Below are 15,842 nucleotides of genomic sequence, written 5' to 3' on the forward strand. Positions count from 1 at the left end.
GTGCTGTCCGTATTGTTCCCTGCGATGACGAGCAGATCGTTGTCGTCGATCCGGGTCGGGGGAGATCTCGGAAGGCTCAGTCATGCGTGGTGGGGGATTCGGTGTGCGGCGTCGTGTGGTCACCGCGCTGGTGGTGGTGACCTCGACGGCCGGAGCGCTGATCGGGGTGGCGGGACAGGCGCGTGCGGTCGATCCGGACACCCTTCGTCCGGGATGCGAGTGGCGGACCCCGGACGAGGAGGCCCAACACATCCAGACCTGCACCCTCTACTCGGAGGCGTTGGGTCGCAACGTCGTCGTACAGGTGCGGGCGTCGGATCAGGCACCGGGCCAGACTGAGCAGGCCGTGTATTTCCTCGACGGCCTGGGGTCGAACGACGAGTACAACAACTGGGCGACGCCGACCTCGGGTGCGGTGGCCGCCTACAGCACCAGCTACAACCTGGTGATGCCCGCCGGTGGCAAGGGCGAGTGGGACACCAACTGGCAGTCGGCGCCGACCGGCAGTACCACTGCACCGCAATGGGATACCTTCCTCGGTGAGGAACTGCCCGCCTACCTCAACGAGAACTTCGACATCGGGACGTCGGACAACGCGATCGTCGGTGTGTCGATGTCCGGGGCGCCCGCGATCATCGTCGCGCTGAACCACCCCGAGGTGTTCGCCGTGGCGCGCTCGTACTCGGGTTTCTACGAGACCAACAACCCGCTGGGGTGGGTACTCATCCCGATCATCCAGACCGCGCGCGCCGACATCGACAACGGTCTGTCGGCGATGTGGGGACTCCCGTTGAGCGAGGGCAACACCTGGGCCGACAGCGACGTCCTGAGCCGCATCGCCGAGGCGAAGGCCAACGGGCAGACCATCATCATCTCCACCGGCAACGGCATCCCGTCGGTCGGTGAACTCCAACTCGCCTGGCAAACGCTGCAACAACAACCACTTGTGTTGTGGCCGATCCTCATTCCCGGCGCCCTCGTCACCGAGCTACTCGGCGTCGGACTGGAGGTCGGTGCGCTCACCTCGACGGTGATCCTCAACGCCGCCGCCCAGCGGATGGACCTGCCGGTCGAGTTCACCTACTCCAACGGCGGGCACAACTGGTTCTCCTGGGCGTCGACCCAGCCATCGGACGCCGCCCAGATCGAAGCGGATCTGGCGGCGGCGGCCCAGAAATCGGCGGCGGAGAAGTCGGCGGCGCAGCGGGTGATCGCGCCGCAGGTGCAACAGCAGGCGGCGGCCGCCGAGGTGACCACGTCCCAGCCCACCCCGACTCCCGCTGCGGCCCCGGCTGTCGAGGTGACCCCGTCGGAGCCCACCACGACGGCTGCCGAGACCCCGGCTGCCCAGCCCACCACCATAGAGCCCACCACCACAGAGCCCACGACCCCCACAGGGACCCCGGCTGCGCACCCCACCACAGCTGCAGATGTAGCAGAAGGTGCTGCCGAGGCGACACCTTCTGCTACATCTGCGCCGGCGGCGACGCCGGTTGTGGCGGCTACTACCGGCTGAGGCCGAGTTCGTTGAGCACGTCGGCGGGCCACTGCGAGATCGTGGTGCCGTGATTGGCCAACAGTGCCAAGGCGATACGTTCCATCCCGAAGCCCACGCAGGCGCTGTGGGCGACCTCGCCGTCGGCGGTGTGGATCGCGAAGTTCTCGCCGAAATGCTCGCGGTGGCAGTTGCACGAGACGACGGCGGTGCCGTCGTCGAGGTCGCCGTAGAGGCGCACCACGAGTTCGGTCTTCAGGTTCTCCTCGATCTGGTTGGTGGCCAGCAGGCGTCCCGCACGACCGAAGAACGGGTCGTTGGCCGGTACCGCCTCGGGCTTGAGACCGAGGCTGGTGAGCACGTCGAGGCCTCGCGGAATCCACGAATCACGATGTGCTGCAGCAGAATCGGGGTCGCCGACGTAGACGTACTCGTGCATGCGGAAGGCCTGCATGCGAGCCGGGTCGATGGCGGGCTCGTGCCGGAAGCAGTAGCCGTACACATCGAAGCGTGAACCGCCATCGGGGAGCTCGCCGGAGATGGTGTTGTAGAGCGGATGACAGGCCGCCGACACCAGCATGGTCCCGGCGGACGCCAGGTGCCCGTCCCACGGCCGGCCCTCGTCACGGTCGGCCAACAGCGCCCGGTGCTCCTTGTTGTCGCCGAGGAAGGTCGAGATGGCACCGGTCAGCTGCGGGAACGACGCGATGTAATCGGTCTTCTCGAAGGATGTCCGGGGGAACACCGGGGGAAAGCGCAGGCGTTTCGCACCGTCGGTGCCGTACACCGACCGGCCGGTGCGCCGGACGACGCCGTCGATTCCGTCGATGATGTCTTCGAACGTTCCGCTGCGGCCGTACAGTCCGTCGACGCCGGTCGGGATGAGTAACCCCTCCGCGATCAGTCGATCGCGGAACTCGGCACGCGCGTTGTCGAGTTCATTCACCTGTGGTGCTCCATTTTCATTACGGGGACGTAGGCATTCTGCCCGTGTGCATCAATGCCCATCATGGTCGCTGAAGTCATGGCTGTGCGTGCGCTATTTGCGCAATGCCAGGACCAGCTGCGAGTTATTGGCGCGAATACGCTCGTTGGACACCATCAGTGCCGGCCCGTAGGCGTCGCGCAGCAGTCGGCCCATCGACGCCGGGTGGTCTTCCCGGTATCCGTTGATCCCGCAGATCGCCAGTGCGCCGGCCACCACCTCGACGACGCGCGTCGACGCCATGATCTTGAGATTGTTCATCGCCAGGGCGAAGCCGATCGTCGTCTCGTTCTCGTCGCTGTCCAAAAACGTCTGGTACCGCCGGATCTCGTTGGTCACCGAACTCTCGAACGACTGATGCTCGACGAGCAGATCCGCGAATTTCAGTGCCTGCGGCGGCGGGGTGCCGGCGCTCTTGCGGGCCGCGGCGCGCACCTGGTCGCGAGTCTTGGCGATAGCGGCGTCGGCAATACCCAGCCACACCGACGACCACAAGGTGTGCGAACCGGGCAACATGGTGTGCGCGGAAATGGTTGCATAATCAACCGGCACGATATTCGTGACAGATGTCTCGGTTTTCAAGATGAATCCCGGGCTGCACGTGCCGCGGAATCCCAAAGTGTCCCAAGAAGATGTGGGCTCGAGGATGGTCTGGTCCTTCGGACAGACCACAAGAACCTGGTCGCTCGGCGGGCTGTCGGGGGAGCGACGGGCGGTGGTGCAGATGTAATCGGCGAATTCTCCGTAGGAGATCACCGGGGCGTTTTTCTCCAGGCGAGCACGGTCACCGTCGACCTCGACAGCGCACGTCGACGTCCGGACGTCACCACCGGTGGTGATCTCGGTGGTGGCCGATGCGAGGAGCGATTCGTCGGTGGCGACCTGCCTCGTCAGCTCGGCGATATCACCCTGGGCACCGTGAAACCGCAGCGTAAGGGCCTGAGTGTGGTGCATCGCGAAGATCATTGCCGCAGAACTGCAGGCGGCGCCGATCTGGCGTGCGACGGCGGCGAGCTCGGTGATCGAGGCCGACCGACCACCGAGTTCGGTCGGCAGCGAGCACGACAGAAGTCCCGCATCGCGCATGGCCTCGACGGCCTCGTGAGGGAATCGGGCGTTCCGGTCGACATCATCGGCGGCCGGGGCAGCGGCTTTGACCACGGCTGACGCGTCGAGCTGGGCAGATTGCGCGGGCATGGGTGTACTCCAGAGAAAAATGGTTATGGATGAGAAAACGGTCCCGCAATCCCCACGTCGCGGTCGTTGTCACAGCGCGAGTAGGACTGCGCAGCGATGGTTAGTGTATCTTCTACCTGCGACATCGGCAACGATTGCCAAGGTGACGAAGGCTTTTGGGGACTTTCGGCACTGGTCTTGCCGGAATACATTTCGGCTGTGGCGTGGAAAGTAACGTAATCGTCCGCCGAATCGACAGTTGAAGCGCAGCCACGCTCCCTAACCCAGAGGACCACAACAATGGAAGAAAAGATCCGTGAAATCCTCGCGGCACACGGCAAATTGGCCGTCGCCGCGGATTCTTTCGGAACCGCCGACGACCTGTTCACCCTGGGCTTCACCTCGCACGCCAGTGTGAACGTGATGCTCGCTCTCGAGGACGAGTTCGACGTCGAGTTTCCCGACGAGACGCTGAAGAAGGCCACGTTCACCTCGATCGACTCGATGGCAGCGGTCGTCCGCAAGTTGGTGGCCGAGGCGGCATGACCGCCGAGGCACCCACTCTGCTCGACGTCGTCGAGGATCGCGGTTCGCATCCCAGCCACTCCGGGGACCGGATCTGGCCGGAGACGAACTGCTACCTCGATCTGTGGATCGAGCTCCTGCACACGCTCGGGCACGACCCGGTACCGATGTACGCGTGTGCGCTCTCGGCCGATCACGACGGCGAGCAGTGGACCTTCGTCAAGCCCGACCCCGCCGACATCCGCGACCTCTACGGCCTGCAGGTCGCCGAGGAGACCCTGTGGCGGCCGGTCCTCGACACCGTCGAGAGCGGCCGTGCGCGGGGGCTTCTGCACACCGTCGAGGTCGACAGCTGGTGGTTGCCGGACACTGCGGGCACCGACTACCGCTCGGGCCACGTCAAGACGACGATCGTTCCGCTGCGGGTCGATCGCGCCGCAGGGCAGATGACCTACGTACACAACAGTGGCGTGCATCAGCTCGAGGGTGACGACTTCGTCGGCGTGTTCAATCTGGGCCCCACCTCGGAATGGGTGCTGTTGCCCTACGTCGAGCAGGTGCGCAGGATCGGCCCCGCCGACGCTGCAGTCGATGCGTTGACGATCGTTCGTGCCCACCTCGACCGTCGACCCGCCGCCAATCCGGTCAAGGCGCTCACCGAGACGGTCGCCGCCGCGGTGGACTGGCTGCCCGACGCCGGTGTCGAGGTGTTCCATGTCTGGGCGTTCGCGACGCTGCGGCAGTGCGGCGCCACCGCCGAGATCGCCGCAGACCTCGCCGACCGGTTGCCCGACTTCGGCGCCGAGAGTGGCGAGCGTGCGGCGCCGTTGCTGCGGGAGGTCGCCTCGAGCGCGAAGGCGGTGCAGTTCAAGATGGCTCGTGCCGCGCGCGGACGCAAGGTCGACGTCTCCGAGACGATGGCCACGATGGCCGACAACTGGCAGCAGGCACTGGACATCATCGACGCGAGCGTGCGCCGCTGATGGTCGAGGCACGGTGGCGGCTGGTTCGTGGTGTGCCGTCCGCCGAGCCCGATCCGGCGGTCCTCGACGACGCAACCCTGCCGTCGATGGAGATCGCCGCACCCGGTCCGGTGGGTCACCTGGTGGCCGGTTCCGAGCTCGAAGCGGCCGACCCCGACACCGTCGACGACTCCGACTGGTGGCTGGTGGCAATGGTCACCGTCGAGCGCTCCGGCGTCGTCGACTTCCAAGGATTGACGCCGCCGGGCGCGGTGTTCGTCGACCGCGTCCGCGTCGCCGACGTCGAGTCGATGTTCCTGCCCGTGCGGTGTCCGATGACGGCGGGCACCCACGAGATCGCGATCTGGTCCGGTTCGTTGCGCACGTGGCTGTCGCGCAGACGCCCTCGCGGACGTTGGCGTTCAACGCTGGTTTCGGCGCAGGGAATGCGTTGGGCGCGAACATCTTTGATTGGACGGGCTCCGGTCTACGGCGGGGTGCCGCCGGTCGTCGGCGCGTGGCGTCCGGTGGTCGTGCGACCTGGGCCGCAAGTGGATCTGTGCTCGGTCGGCGTCGACTCCGATACCGGCCGCGTCGACATGTGTGCCCGGTGGACGGGTGCGGAAGCCCCCGACGTGGCGACGGCCGAGGTACTCGACGAGGAGGGAGCCACCGTCGCGGTCGGTGATCTGTCCGCCCGTGCCGGGTCTCCGGCCGAGCTGGTCGGTCAGGTGGCGCTGGCCGAGCCCCGACGCTGGTATCCGCACGGCTACGGTGCCCCCTCGACCTACCTGTTACGGATCACCGCGGGCGGGGTGTCCGCCGAACGTCGCATCGGATTCCGTACCGTGCGGGCCGCATGTGCCGGAGGTGCTTTCCGGTTGTCGGTCAACGGGATCGACGTCTTCTGCCGTGGTGCGGTGTGGGTGCCGCCGGACCCGCGGGCGATGACCGTCGACCGCGAAGTGATCCGCGAGCAGCTGCTCGTGCTGCGCGACGCCGGCGCGAACATGGTGCGGGTGATGGGTGGCTTCACCCCCGAACAAGCCGAGTTCTACGAGTTGTGTGCCGAACTCGGCATGCTCGTGTGGCAGGACGCGATGCTGACCACCTTCGATCCGCCGGAGGATCTCGACGACGTGGTGTGCGCGGAGGTCGATGATCTGCTGACCCGGCACGCGGGCAACCCCGCGCTCGCGGTGGTCAGTGGTGGTAGCGAAACCCTGCAGCAGCCCGAGATGATGGGCGTCGCCACCGAATCCCTATCTCTGCCGCTTATCGAGACGAAGCTGCGCGGCGTCGTCGAGCGCGTCAGCGGAGTTCCGTATGTCGTTGCGAGCCCGTCGTCGTGGTCCGACGACACCGAGGCTCCGACGCCGCTGGCGATTCGCTCCGACAACGGGATCGCCCATTGGTTCGGGGTCGGTGGCTACATGAACGGGCTCGACGACGTCCGTACCGCGGGTGTGCGTTTCGCCGCCGAATCCCTGGCGTTCGCCATCCCGGCGTCCGACGAGGCCGTGGAGTCGGACTTCGGTTCGCTCGGCGCCGCCGGCCAGCACCCGGACTGGAAACGTGGGGTTCCCCGGGACCGGACCGCCTCCTGGGACTTCGAGGATGTTCGCGACTTCTACGTCCGTGAAATGTTCGGTGTGGATCCGCTGCAGGTCCGTCGCGTTGATCCCGGACGCTACCTGCAACTCGGCCGGCTCGCCGTCGCCGAGGCGATGGTGAACTGCTACCGGTTCTGGCGGCGCCCGGACTCGGGATGCGCCGGGGCACTGGTGTTGAACGCCAAGGACTTACGCCCCGGGGCGGGGTGGGGGCTGCTCGATCACCGGGGAACCGCGAAACTGCCGCTCGCCGCGCTGGCCAGGGTCTGGGCGCCGGTGGCGCTCACGATCGACAACTGCGGTCAGCGCGGACTGCGCATCGACCTGCACAACGACACCGCAGACGAACTCGCCGGCATCGTGCGGTTGCGTGCCGTCGACGACGCGGGGCGGGTGGTGGTCGAGGGCGAGTCCGCGATCGTCGTCGAACCATGGTCGTCGGTGACGAGAGCCGACGCCGACCTCACCGGTGCCTTCACCGATTTGTCACACGCCTACCGGTTCGGGCCGCCGGTTGCCGCGGCGGTACTCGTCGAGTTCGTCGTCGGGGAGCAGGTGATGCGTCGCGATGCGCTGATCGTGGCGCCGCTCGCCGCGCCCATCCGGTCGGGGTTGAGAGCGCAGGCCCGCACCGACGACGCCGGCGGATGGCTGATCGACGTCCGAGCCGAGACCAGCCTGCGCTACGTCTGTCTGAACGTGCCCGGATGGGTGTTGTCGGACAACTGTTTTCACCTCGTCGCCGAGCACACCCACACGATCCGCGCCACGCCGGCGGACGGGACGGCACCGCAGGCGTCGGGGCCCCGGGGCGCAGTCTCGTCGATCGATGCGCGGGAGACCGTGGCCGTCGTGGCCCCTGCAGTCGTGGCGTCCACTGCTGTCGGCCCTTCTGCGGCGTCATGAGGATCTCCGTCGGGTGCGATCTGGTCGACGTCGCCGACGTCGCCGAGTCGGTGGCGCAGTTCGGCGACCGTTACCTGCGGCGCATCTACACCGAACGGGAGATCGCGGCGTGTGCCGGGCCGGCGTTCGCCGAACGTCTGGCGGCGCGGTTCGCGGCCAAGGAAGCGGTGATCAAGGCATTGACGATCGTCGACGCCCCCACGCCGTTGACCGAGATCGAGATCGTCGGCGTCGGTGGGGTGCCGAGGATCGAACTCACCGGCAGCGTGGGAAGGCTCGCCGAACAGCGTGGCTGGAACGGCGCATCGTTGTCGTTGTCGCACACCGCGACCCAGGCCATGGCGATGGTCGCGGGCTTCGTGAGTGATCCACCCTCCGACGCCGTCCCGACGTAGCAGAACGTCACGCCCTGGGCGAACCTTCTGCTACGTCTGCGGCGTCAACCGGGTGCGGAGTGTGCGTCGATCAACCTTACCCGGGCCGCGGGTGGGCAACTCTGCCACGACGATCACCTCGCGCGGTGCGGCGTAGCGATCGAGCCGCTCGGTGACCGCGTCCCGAAGGCGTTGTGCGTCCACCGAACCCGAATCGGACTCCACCACGACGGCCACCACCTTCTCGCCGAGACGCGCGTCGGGCAGCCCGATCACGGCGCATTCGGCGACCGCGGGGTCCTCGACGATGACGGCCTCGACGACCTGCGGGAGGATCGTGAGCCCGCCGGAGGAGATGGCCTCGTCGGCGCGGCCGATGATCCGTAGGACGCCGTCGTCGACACGTCCGAGATCGTCGGTGCGGAAGGTCCCCGGCGTGGCGAAGGCCGGATGGTCGGGGAGCAGGCGATAGCCGTGCGCGACCATCGGTCCGGTGAGTTCGACGCGCCCGATGCCGTCGGCGCTCGCCCCATCCAGGGTGATCTGCATGCCGTGCAACGGAATACCGTCGTAGACGCAACCGCCCGCGGTCTCACTCATCCCATAGGTGCGCACGATCGGGATACCCGCCTCGATCGCCCTGTGCAGCAACGGTTGTGGAGTGGCTGCGCCGCCGACGAGCAGGGCGTCGACGTCGGCGAGCGCGGCCGTCGCGCGCGCCGAGTCGAGGACCTTGACGAGTTGGGTGGGGACCAGCGAGGTGTAGCGGCGCGGCCCCTCGAAACGATCGAGGGCGTCGGCGAAGGCGTCGGGATCGAAACCCGCCGAAAGATCGAGGACGGCGGGGATGTGCCCGGCTGCCAACGCGCGCAACAACACCTGCAGTCCGGCGATGTGGTGCGGTGGCAGCGCGAGCAGCCAATTGCCCTCGCCGCCGAGGTGGTCGGCGGTCGCGCGGGCCGAGGCGGCGAGGGTGGCGGGCGTGTGCTGCGAGCCCTTGGGGGTGCCGGTGCTCCCGGAGGTGGCGATGATCAGCGAGACATCGTCGGCGACGTCGGACCCGATTCCGAAGGCGTCGTGCAGGATTCGCGACTCACGATCGGACTCCGGGACCGGGGCGAAAGCCGCCGAACCGTCAAGGATGGCGCGTAGGTCGTCGAGATGGTCGAGGACCTGCGGTCCGGACGGCAGGGGGAGAGGACGCAGTACCAGAGGACGGAGGGGTTTCAGGGCTGGTCCTCGTCGGGGGTGGGCGGGTCTCGAGGCTCGTCGCTGGCGCTCCTCGCACCTCGACCATCGGGGAACGGCTCGTCGCTGGCGCTCCTCGCACCTCGACCATCGGGAGAAGGTTCGTCGCTGGCGCTCCTCGCGCCTCGACCATCGGGGGGAGGGGAGGGCGGGTTCAGCGGGGAGTCGTCGAAGGGGAAGCCGTGCTCTTCGAGGTACTGCTGCACGCGCGCGAGGTCGGCCTCGTGTGGGAGTTCCTGGGTGACCGCGGAGATCTTGACCCCGGCGTCGATCTTCGAGATGGGTTCCGGTGGTGGGGCCGCCTCGTTGATGAGTTCACCCGACACATGCTCGACCTCGTCCTCGGACAGTTGTCGTCGGAGGATGGCCAGGAGCGGTACGTAGTCGTGGTCGGGCACGCCCTGTGGATATCCGGCGCGCAACCACGCGATGATCCTGGCGACCAGCGGTCGATCGGACATCACGCACCCCCTTCTCGTCTGCGGGCCCAACCCTCCGCCGATTGTAGGACGCAAGCTGGGTGGGCCGATTGATGGATATGCAGCGAACAACCCGGCTCCTGGCAAGCAGGTCGTCCGGGTTGTTCGGCGCCCCATGGGCGCTGGATCGAACTCAGGCTGTTGCCGGTGAGGCGGCCAGGGGCCAGCCGACGGCGGCCAGCCGAGCCGCCACCTGGTTGATCTCCGCATCGGTCGGCTGAGCCTCGGTGACCTCGAGGATCGCCTGCTTGATGCGCTCCGGGGTCACCGGGGAATCCGAGGAGCCTTCCTTGGCCAGGACGAGTGCCACGTTGGTGACCTCTTCCTCGGACAGGGTGCGCATCAGCAGGGCGAGCAGGGGCGGGAAATCGGTGGGCGGAATGCCTTCCGGATACCCCTTGCGAATCCAGTTGATGGCTGAGTCGAACAGTGAAGAGGACATGATCGCCTTTCTCGGTGTGGACGAGATGTCTGGAGGATCAGCTGTAGGCCCAGTCGGGGAAGATCTGCCAGTCGAAGTAGTAGGAGAGTGTCTGGCGGGTGACCCACAGCAGACCGACCACGATCGCGGCGACGACGATGGCGAAGAACAGATAGCCCAGGGCCTTCAGGGCCGGATTGGGCGCGCTGACCGTGCCGTCGGCGTTGGCGTCACCGGCGCCGGCCGAGTGCAGCCGCATGCCGATGGCGAAGAGCGCGGGCAGTCCGGCACCGAAGATCATGCCGATGACGAGAACCTTGAGGATGGCTTCGAGGATGTCCATGAGTGTGAGGTCCTTCCCAGCCGTCAGGCGAGGGTGGCGGGCTTGTCGGCGGAAGCGTCGTCGGCCGGGATGATCGAGTTGGTGGACTCGTCCCATTCGGCGTTGACGTTGTTGGAGTCGACCTTGTTCTGCTGTGCGCGCCAGTACATGTAGCTCGAGGCGGCCACCAGCAGAATGAAGATGACGATCGCGCCGGTGACGTCACCGAGCAGATGTCCCAGGCCGTAGCAGACGGCGCCGACGATGCCGGCGGCCGGCAGCGTGGTGACCCAGGCGACGACCATGCGGGCCGCGACCGACCAGCGGACCTGCGCGCCCTTCTTGCCGACACCGGAACCGAGGATCGAGCCGGTGGCGACCTGGGTGGTCGACAGTGCCATTCCGGCGGCGCTCGAGGTCAGGATGATCGCGGCCGACGAGGCCTCGGCGGCCATGCCCTGCGGGGAGGTGATCTCGACGAGTCCCTTGCCCAGCGTGCGGATGATGCGCCAGCCGCCCAGGTAGGTACCGAGGGCGATCGCCGCGGCGCAGCTGAACACGACCCAGATGGGCAGGCCGTGCTTGACCGAGGAGGCGTCGAGGTGGTTGGTGGAGATCAGAGCGAGGGCGATGACACCCATCGTCTTCTGTGCGTCACCGGTGCCGTGGGCCAGCGAGACCAGCGAGGCGGTGACGATCTGGCCGGAGCGGAACCCGCTTTCCTGGCGTGAGACAAGCACTTTCGCGGTGATCTTGAAGACCAGCCAGGTGCCGACCGCGGCCACCGCGCACGCGATGAACGGAGATGCCAGCGCCGGGATGATGATCTTGGAGAGCACGCCGTGCCAGTCGATGCCGCTGGTGCCCATGGCTGCGATACCGGAGCCGATGAGTCCGCCGAACAGGGCGTGGCTGGAGCTCGAGGGCAGGCCGAACAGCCAGGTGAAGAGGTTCCACAGGATGCCGCCGATGAGGCCGGCGAAGATGATCAACAGGGCTTCGTTGGCGCTGATGCCGCCGACGAGTCCGCCCGACTTGCTCTGCAGGTGTAAGACGTTCTTGGTGATGGTGGCAGCGACCTCGACAGAGAGGAACGCACCCACCAGGTTCAGTATCGCCGACAACCCGACGGCGACCTTGGGCTTGAGTGCGCCGGTGGCGATGGAGGTCGCCATGGCGTTGCCGGTGTCGTGGAATCCGTTGGTGAAGTCGAAGCCCAGTGCTGTGATGATCAACAGCACGAGAATCAGCATCTCTCCGCTCATGGGCAATATCATGCGTCCGCGGGTGCCGATCTGCATAAATTTCGCTCAGGCAACCATTGTGCAGATCGGCATCATGACCTGCGTGTTTGCCCTCTTCGTCGGGTTGTTCATCTACTGTTCATCCAACTGCACCCACGGGTACACCGAAGCCGGCGCGAGCGAACGATCGCACGGGCCTCTGTGGACGGGTCGCGGTGTGGAAGAATTCGGCGTCATGACGTCGATGAAGCTGGGCATGCCGATCAACTACGCCGGTGATTTCCGCGAGACGATGGACAATCTCGCCGACTTCGAGAAGGCCGGCGTCGCCCGGGTCACCGTCCCCGAGGCGTACAGCTTCGACGCGGTCAGTCAGCTCGGTTACATCGCCGCCAAGACCGAGAAGATGGAACTGCAGACCGGCATCCTGCCGATGTTCTCGCGTACCCCGTCGAATCTCGCGATGACCGCCGCGGGAATGGATTACATCAGTGGCGGGCGGTTCATCCTGGGCATCGGGGCGTCGGGGCCGCAGGTGATCGAGGGCTTCCACGGCGTCAAATATGACTACCCCGTCGGCCGGGCCCGCGAGAACGCCGAGATCTGCCGGATGATCTGGCGCCGGGAAAAGACCGACTACCAGGGCCGTCACTACACCCTGCCGCTGACGAAAGAAGACGGCGGCACCGGATTGGGCAAGGCCCTCAAGATCATCAATCACCCTGTGCGTGATCGCATTCCGATGCTCCTTGCCGCGATCGGACCGAAGAACACCGAGCTGGCCGCCGAGCTCTTCGAGGAGTTCCAGCCGTTCCTGTTCCACCCCGAGTACGTCGAGGCGGCCTTCGGTGAGCCGCTCGCGGCCGGCAAGGCCAAGCGCGATCCGTCGCTGGGCGAGTTGGGGATCGTGGTGCAGGCGAGCGCACTGATCTCCGAGGACGCCGAGCAGATCGAGGTCGCGATGCAACATGTGCGCAACCACGCCGCTCTCTACATCGGCGGGATGGGTGCACGTGGCAAGAACTTCTACAACACCCTCGCGGTGCGCTACGGCTACGCCGACGAGGCCAAGCTGATCCAGGATCTCTACCTCGACGGCAAGAAGGCCGAGGCCGCGGCCGCGGTGCCCGACGACCTGGTGCGGGCGATGAGCCTGATCGGTCCGCGCTCGCTGGTGGCCGAACGCGTCGAGGCGTTCGCCAAGTCGGGTGTCACCGTGGTCCTGGCGGGGCCGCTGGCGCCCACGCACGCGCAGCGGGTGGCGACCATGGAAGGATTGTCGGAAATTCTCGGGTAGCAACCCGGGCGGTGGTCGAAAGGGATCTCGTGACGGCGACAGTGCGCGCTGATGTGGACATCGTCAGCTCGGCAACATATTTCGGAGATCCGCAGGCGCCGATTTTCGGTGTGGTGTCCCGTCCGGCCGACGACCTCGTGCGCGGCGGCATCGTGGTGTGCGGCTCGCTGGGCAAGGAGCATGCTCAGACACCGCGTGGGATGAAGTATCTCGCCGAGCATCTCGCCGCCCGCGGCTTCCTGGTGCTTCGCTTCGACTATGCGAACACCGGAGAATCGGCCGGACCGCAACAGGATCCGCATGCGGTCGACCGATGGATGGCGAGCATCCGGACCGCGGTGGACACGGTCCGGGAATTCGGTGTCCCCGACGTCGGGGTGATCGGGCTCCGAGCCGGCGCACTGCTCATCACGCAGGACGCCGAGCTGGTCGCGGATCTCGACACGTTGGTGCTGTGGGATCCGGTGGCCAAGGGTAGGCAGTTCGTCCGCGCCCAGAAGGCGCTGTACACGGTCATCAGTTCGGCCGACGCCGACGCATCGGTCGCCGACGTCGCCGAGGATCCCGACCGCGATCTGGTGAACCTGGCAGGCCAAACCCTGCATGCCGAAGCGGCGGCGCAACTGTCGGCGATGCGACTGCGGACCGAGCCGGTGACCGCACGTCCGGCCGGGACGACCGTCGCCTTCCTCCGCGAGACCGATCGGACCGGCGCGGTGGCCACCGCGCTCACCGACGCCGGCACGCCTGTCGAATCCTGCGGCGACCCGACATATTTCCTCGAGCCGATGAATCCGTCCTACGTCTCGATCCCCGAGGAACTCGACCAGATCGTCGAGTGGTTCGACCAGCGATATGCCGACGCCGCGCCCCGTGCGGTCACCGTGGATACGCAACCGCAGGCGATCGTCGCGCACACCGTGGACGGCCGGCCGATCGAGACGCGGGTCTACACCGCCCCGAGCGGTGCGGTGGTGTGGGACACCGCGATCGCCGGCCATCACGACGCCGCCGACAAGGTGGTGATCAGCCACTCGATCGGGCATGACAGTCGTATCGGACCCGCCCGCCTGTGGGCCGAACTGTCCCTGGATGTCGCAAGCCGTGGCGGGCGGATGCTGCGCTTCGACCGTGTCGGGGTGGGTGAGTCGGGTCGCGCTCGCAAGGAGGACGTCTACATCGACCTCTACACCGACGGCTATGTGGCCCGCGGAGTGCAGATCATGGAGTCGCTGCGGCTTCCCGCCGGGGCACAGGTCGTACACACCGGTATCTGCGTGGGGTCGTGGATGTCGGCGCATGCGGCGCTGCACACGCGAGAAGTGTTGGGCCAGAACGTGTCACCGACTGCAGTCCTGGTCAACCCGCTGATGTGGCGGCTTCGTCCGGGCATCACCTACAGTCCGCGCGCACTGGAGTTCAACACGTTTGGTAGTCGGGCCCGTCGGCGGCTGATCCAACTCGTCGGCGAGTACGCCACTCCCACGATTCGCCGACTGACGCCCCGACGATGGCACGACACGATCGGCCGGGCGCCGATTCTCCAGATGCCCGAGGCGTTGTGCGCCTCGCTCTGGGCGCACGGCGCGCAGCTCGCACTGGTACTCGGCCCCGAGGACTATGCGTACTTCGATTCGCTCGGTGGTCCGCGGGCACTGGCCACCGGTCGAGCGCAGGTTCGGATCACCCGGTCGTCGGAGGGTGACCACTCCGCCTACAACGCGAGGCTGCGGGCGGCTGCCAAACAGGCGTGTCTGGACGCGCTCGATCTGACGTCCTGACGCTGTGCGTGTCAGCCGTCCAGGTGGGCGGCGACAACGGTGAAATTGTCGACCCCGGTGGTCTCGTCACCCGCGTGGAGGAGGCGTCCGTCGGTCGCGAAGATGGCCTCGGCGCGCAGACCGGCGGCCGTGAGTGACGCGGTGATGTCGTCGAGAGTGGTGAAGTGCACGATCAGCCCGTAGTCGTGGGCGGCGAGCGGGCCGATCGCCCATTGTCCGTTGTCGGTTCTCGCGGCGTCGGCCGCACGCCAGTTGCGGATGGCCCGAACGAGTGAACTCGGCCGCAGGACCCGACGAGCCACCGCGGTGGCGATGGCACGTGGTGATCGATCGATGGGGCGGGTGGGGCGATGCAGTTGCCCGGGATGCTCTCCGAACGACGGGCCGTACCGGTTCAGGGTGGAGAAGACGATCCGCCCGTCGTGCTCGAGATGGTCGGCGAATTGCGCGAGTGCCACTATCCGGTCGTCGTGCGCAAGGCTGTCGATGCCGTTGTTGCTGAACATGATCAAGCCGAAATCGCGGCCCGACAGCGCGGTCAGGTCCCGGGCGTCGAGGCATTCCGCCTCGAATCCCGGATGGTGCGTGCGGAACTCATCGAGCATCGCCGACGAATAGTCGACGGCGAGGTAGCGATCGCTCAACAGGCGCAGCATCCCGGTCGTGCGACCGGCGCCGACGCCGACGTCGAGAATGGGACGTACGCGGCAGACCTCGGCGACCCACAGCAATGCCGCGCGTTCACCGGCGTCGAGAAACCCGGTCGCGCTGACGAATTGGGCGCCGTAGTCGCCGACGATGCGCGCCGCGGAGAACGCCCCCCGATTGTGTTGCGCAATGTCCATGTGTCCTCGCAGAGCCGTGTTGTCGGCTCGCCGACCGACTGAATCCCCTGCGCCAGGATACGCCTCGGAATCGGGCTGTCGCCGTACAGAAGTCCTGCGAAGGTCGTTCGGTCTCACTGTTGATTTGCTGTGTGTCAACGTATTTGCGTGAGAAGGGTGGTTGCTGGAG

The 15,842-nt window shown here is 66.8% G+C and carries 15 protein-coding genes; 7 read left to right on the forward strand and 8 right to left on the reverse strand.

Annotated elements, in window-relative coordinates:
* The first annotated feature begins 82 nt into the window (after positions 1 to 82).
* On the forward strand, positions 83 to 1,516 hold the full coding sequence (locus P3L18_RS20475) for an alpha/beta hydrolase family protein (RefSeq protein ID WP_276115076.1): 1,434 nt from the start codon (positions 83 to 85) through the stop codon (positions 1,514 to 1,516).
* Here the strand turns inward: P3L18_RS20475 and P3L18_RS20480 are convergent.
* Together P3L18_RS20480 and P3L18_RS20485 are read right to left on the reverse strand one after the other, a co-directional pair.
* Positions 1,506 to 2,441, reverse strand: coding sequence for an amino acid--[acyl-carrier-protein] ligase (locus tag P3L18_RS20480; RefSeq protein ID WP_271355050.1), 936 nt, complete (start codon positions 2,439 to 2,441; stop codon positions 1,506 to 1,508). The two genes, P3L18_RS20475 and P3L18_RS20480, sit on opposite strands and share 11 nt — an antisense overlap.
* Positions 2,442 to 2,534: 93 nt before the next feature.
* A complete protein-coding gene (locus P3L18_RS20485) occupies positions 2,535 to 3,677 on the reverse strand; it encodes an acyl-CoA dehydrogenase family protein (RefSeq protein ID WP_271355051.1) in 1,143 nt (380 codons plus the stop codon).
* 279 nt (positions 3,678 to 3,956) lie between these two features.
* On the opposite strand from P3L18_RS20485, the gene P3L18_RS20490 reads away from it, so the two are divergent.
* The 4 genes from P3L18_RS20490 to P3L18_RS20505 are packed head-to-tail and all read left to right on the forward strand — an operon-like array spanning position 3,957 to position 8,057.
* Positions 3,957 to 4,202: an acyl carrier protein gene (locus P3L18_RS20490; RefSeq protein ID WP_006371054.1), complete on the forward strand. Its 246-nt coding sequence runs from the start codon at positions 3,957 to 3,959 to the stop codon at positions 4,200 to 4,202.
* A complete protein-coding gene (locus P3L18_RS20495) occupies positions 4,199 to 5,164 on the forward strand; it encodes a DUF1839 family protein (protein WP_276115077.1) in 966 nt (321 codons plus the stop codon). Before P3L18_RS20490 ends, P3L18_RS20495 begins: the two co-directional genes overlap by 4 nt.
* Positions 5,164 to 7,662: a glycoside hydrolase family 2 protein gene (locus P3L18_RS20500; protein ID WP_276115078.1), complete on the forward strand. Its 2,499-nt coding sequence runs from the start codon at positions 5,164 to 5,166 to the stop codon at positions 7,660 to 7,662. The genes P3L18_RS20495 and P3L18_RS20500 overlap by 1 nt, the downstream gene beginning before the upstream one ends.
* Positions 7,659 to 8,057: a holo-ACP synthase gene (locus P3L18_RS20505; RefSeq protein WP_276115079.1), complete on the forward strand. Its 399-nt coding sequence runs from the start codon at positions 7,659 to 7,661 to the stop codon at positions 8,055 to 8,057. The genes P3L18_RS20500 and P3L18_RS20505 overlap by 4 nt, the downstream gene beginning before the upstream one ends.
* Positions 8,058 to 8,087: 30 nt before the next feature.
* On the opposite strand, the gene menE is transcribed toward P3L18_RS20505, so the two are convergent.
* The 5 genes from menE to P3L18_RS20530 all read right to left on the reverse strand — a co-directional run bounded on the left by menE (position 8,088) and on the right by P3L18_RS20530 (position 11,771).
* The gene (gene menE, locus P3L18_RS20510) at positions 8,088 to 9,227 is read right to left on the reverse strand and encodes an o-succinylbenzoate--CoA ligase (protein ID WP_276115124.1); all 1,140 of its coding nucleotides are present in this window, start codon (positions 9,225 to 9,227) and stop codon (positions 8,088 to 8,090) included.
* 35 nt (positions 9,228 to 9,262) lie between these two features.
* The gene (locus P3L18_RS20515; protein ID WP_276115080.1) at positions 9,263 to 9,745 is read right to left on the reverse strand and encodes a DUF3349 domain-containing protein; all 483 of its coding nucleotides are present in this window, start codon (positions 9,743 to 9,745) and stop codon (positions 9,263 to 9,265) included.
* Positions 9,746 to 9,896: 151 nt separating this feature from the next.
* Positions 9,897 to 10,205: a DUF3349 domain-containing protein gene (locus P3L18_RS20520; RefSeq protein WP_014359093.1), complete on the reverse strand. Its 309-nt coding sequence runs from the start codon at positions 10,203 to 10,205 to the stop codon at positions 9,897 to 9,899.
* A 37-nt stretch (positions 10,206 to 10,242) separates the two neighbouring features.
* Positions 10,243 to 10,527 (reverse strand): hypothetical protein, encoded by a 285-nt coding sequence (locus tag P3L18_RS20525; RefSeq protein ID WP_006371047.1) that lies wholly within the window; start codon positions 10,525 to 10,527, stop codon positions 10,243 to 10,245.
* Between the two features lie 23 nt (positions 10,528 to 10,550).
* Positions 10,551 to 11,771: an inorganic phosphate transporter gene (locus tag P3L18_RS20530; RefSeq protein ID WP_006371046.1), complete on the reverse strand. Its 1,221-nt coding sequence runs from the start codon at positions 11,769 to 11,771 to the stop codon at positions 10,551 to 10,553.
* Between the two features lie 214 nt (positions 11,772 to 11,985).
* On the opposite strand from P3L18_RS20530, the gene P3L18_RS20535 reads away from it, so the two are divergent.
* Together P3L18_RS20535 and P3L18_RS20540 are read left to right on the forward strand one after the other, a co-directional pair.
* A complete protein-coding gene (locus P3L18_RS20535) occupies positions 11,986 to 13,047 on the forward strand; it encodes an LLM class F420-dependent oxidoreductase (protein WP_035728334.1) in 1,062 nt (353 codons plus the stop codon).
* 29 nt (positions 13,048 to 13,076) lie between these two features.
* A complete protein-coding gene (locus tag P3L18_RS20540) occupies positions 13,077 to 14,828 on the forward strand; it encodes a hypothetical protein (protein ID WP_276115081.1) in 1,752 nt (583 codons plus the stop codon).
* A gap of 11 nt (positions 14,829 to 14,839) precedes the next feature.
* On the opposite strand, the gene P3L18_RS20545 is transcribed toward P3L18_RS20540, so the two are convergent.
* Entirely contained in the window at positions 14,840 to 15,673 is an 834-nt protein-coding gene (locus tag P3L18_RS20545; RefSeq protein WP_276115082.1) for a class I SAM-dependent methyltransferase, read from the reverse strand.
* Positions 15,674 to 15,842 lie beyond the last annotated feature (169 nt).

This window comes from Gordonia sp. N1V, from assembly GCF_029269935.1.
Classification (GTDB): domain Bacteria; phylum Actinomycetota; class Actinomycetes; order Mycobacteriales; family Mycobacteriaceae; genus Gordonia; species Gordonia polyisoprenivorans.

What these genes read in the sequence shown, in the direction of transcription:
- P3L18_RS20475 (WP_276115076.1), top strand. Translation starts at nt 83, where the DNA reads ATGCGTGGTGGGGGATTCGGTGTGCGGCGTCGTGTGGTCACCGCGCTG.
- P3L18_RS20485 (WP_271355051.1), bottom strand. Translation starts at nt 3,677, where the DNA reads ATGCCCGCGCAATCTGCCCAGCTCGACGCGTCAGCCGTGGTCAAAGCC.
- P3L18_RS20490 (WP_006371054.1), top strand. Translation starts at nt 3,957, where the DNA reads ATGGAAGAAAAGATCCGTGAAATCCTCGCGGCACACGGCAAATTGGCC.
- P3L18_RS20495 (WP_276115077.1), top strand. Translation starts at nt 4,199, where the DNA reads ATGACCGCCGAGGCACCCACTCTGCTCGACGTCGTCGAGGATCGCGGT.
- P3L18_RS20500 (WP_276115078.1), top strand. Translation starts at nt 5,164, where the DNA reads ATGGTCGAGGCACGGTGGCGGCTGGTTCGTGGTGTGCCGTCCGCCGAG.
- P3L18_RS20505 (WP_276115079.1), top strand. Translation starts at nt 7,659, where the DNA reads ATGAGGATCTCCGTCGGGTGCGATCTGGTCGACGTCGCCGACGTCGCC.
- P3L18_RS20515 (WP_276115080.1), bottom strand. Translation starts at nt 9,745, where the DNA reads ATGTCCGATCGACCGCTGGTCGCCAGGATCATCGCGTGGTTGCGCGCC.
- P3L18_RS20520 (WP_014359093.1), bottom strand. Translation starts at nt 10,205, where the DNA reads ATGTCCTCTTCACTGTTCGACTCAGCCATCAACTGGATTCGCAAGGGG.
- P3L18_RS20525 (WP_006371047.1), bottom strand. Translation starts at nt 10,527, where the DNA reads ATGGACATCCTCGAAGCCATCCTCAAGGTTCTCGTCATCGGCATGATC.
- P3L18_RS20530 (WP_006371046.1), bottom strand. Translation starts at nt 11,771, where the DNA reads ATGAGCGGAGAGATGCTGATTCTCGTGCTGTTGATCATCACAGCACTG.
- P3L18_RS20535 (WP_035728334.1), top strand. Translation starts at nt 11,986, where the DNA reads ATGACGTCGATGAAGCTGGGCATGCCGATCAACTACGCCGGTGATTTC.
- P3L18_RS20545 (WP_276115082.1), bottom strand. Translation starts at nt 15,673, where the DNA reads ATGGACATTGCGCAACACAATCGGGGGGCGTTCTCCGCGGCGCGCATC.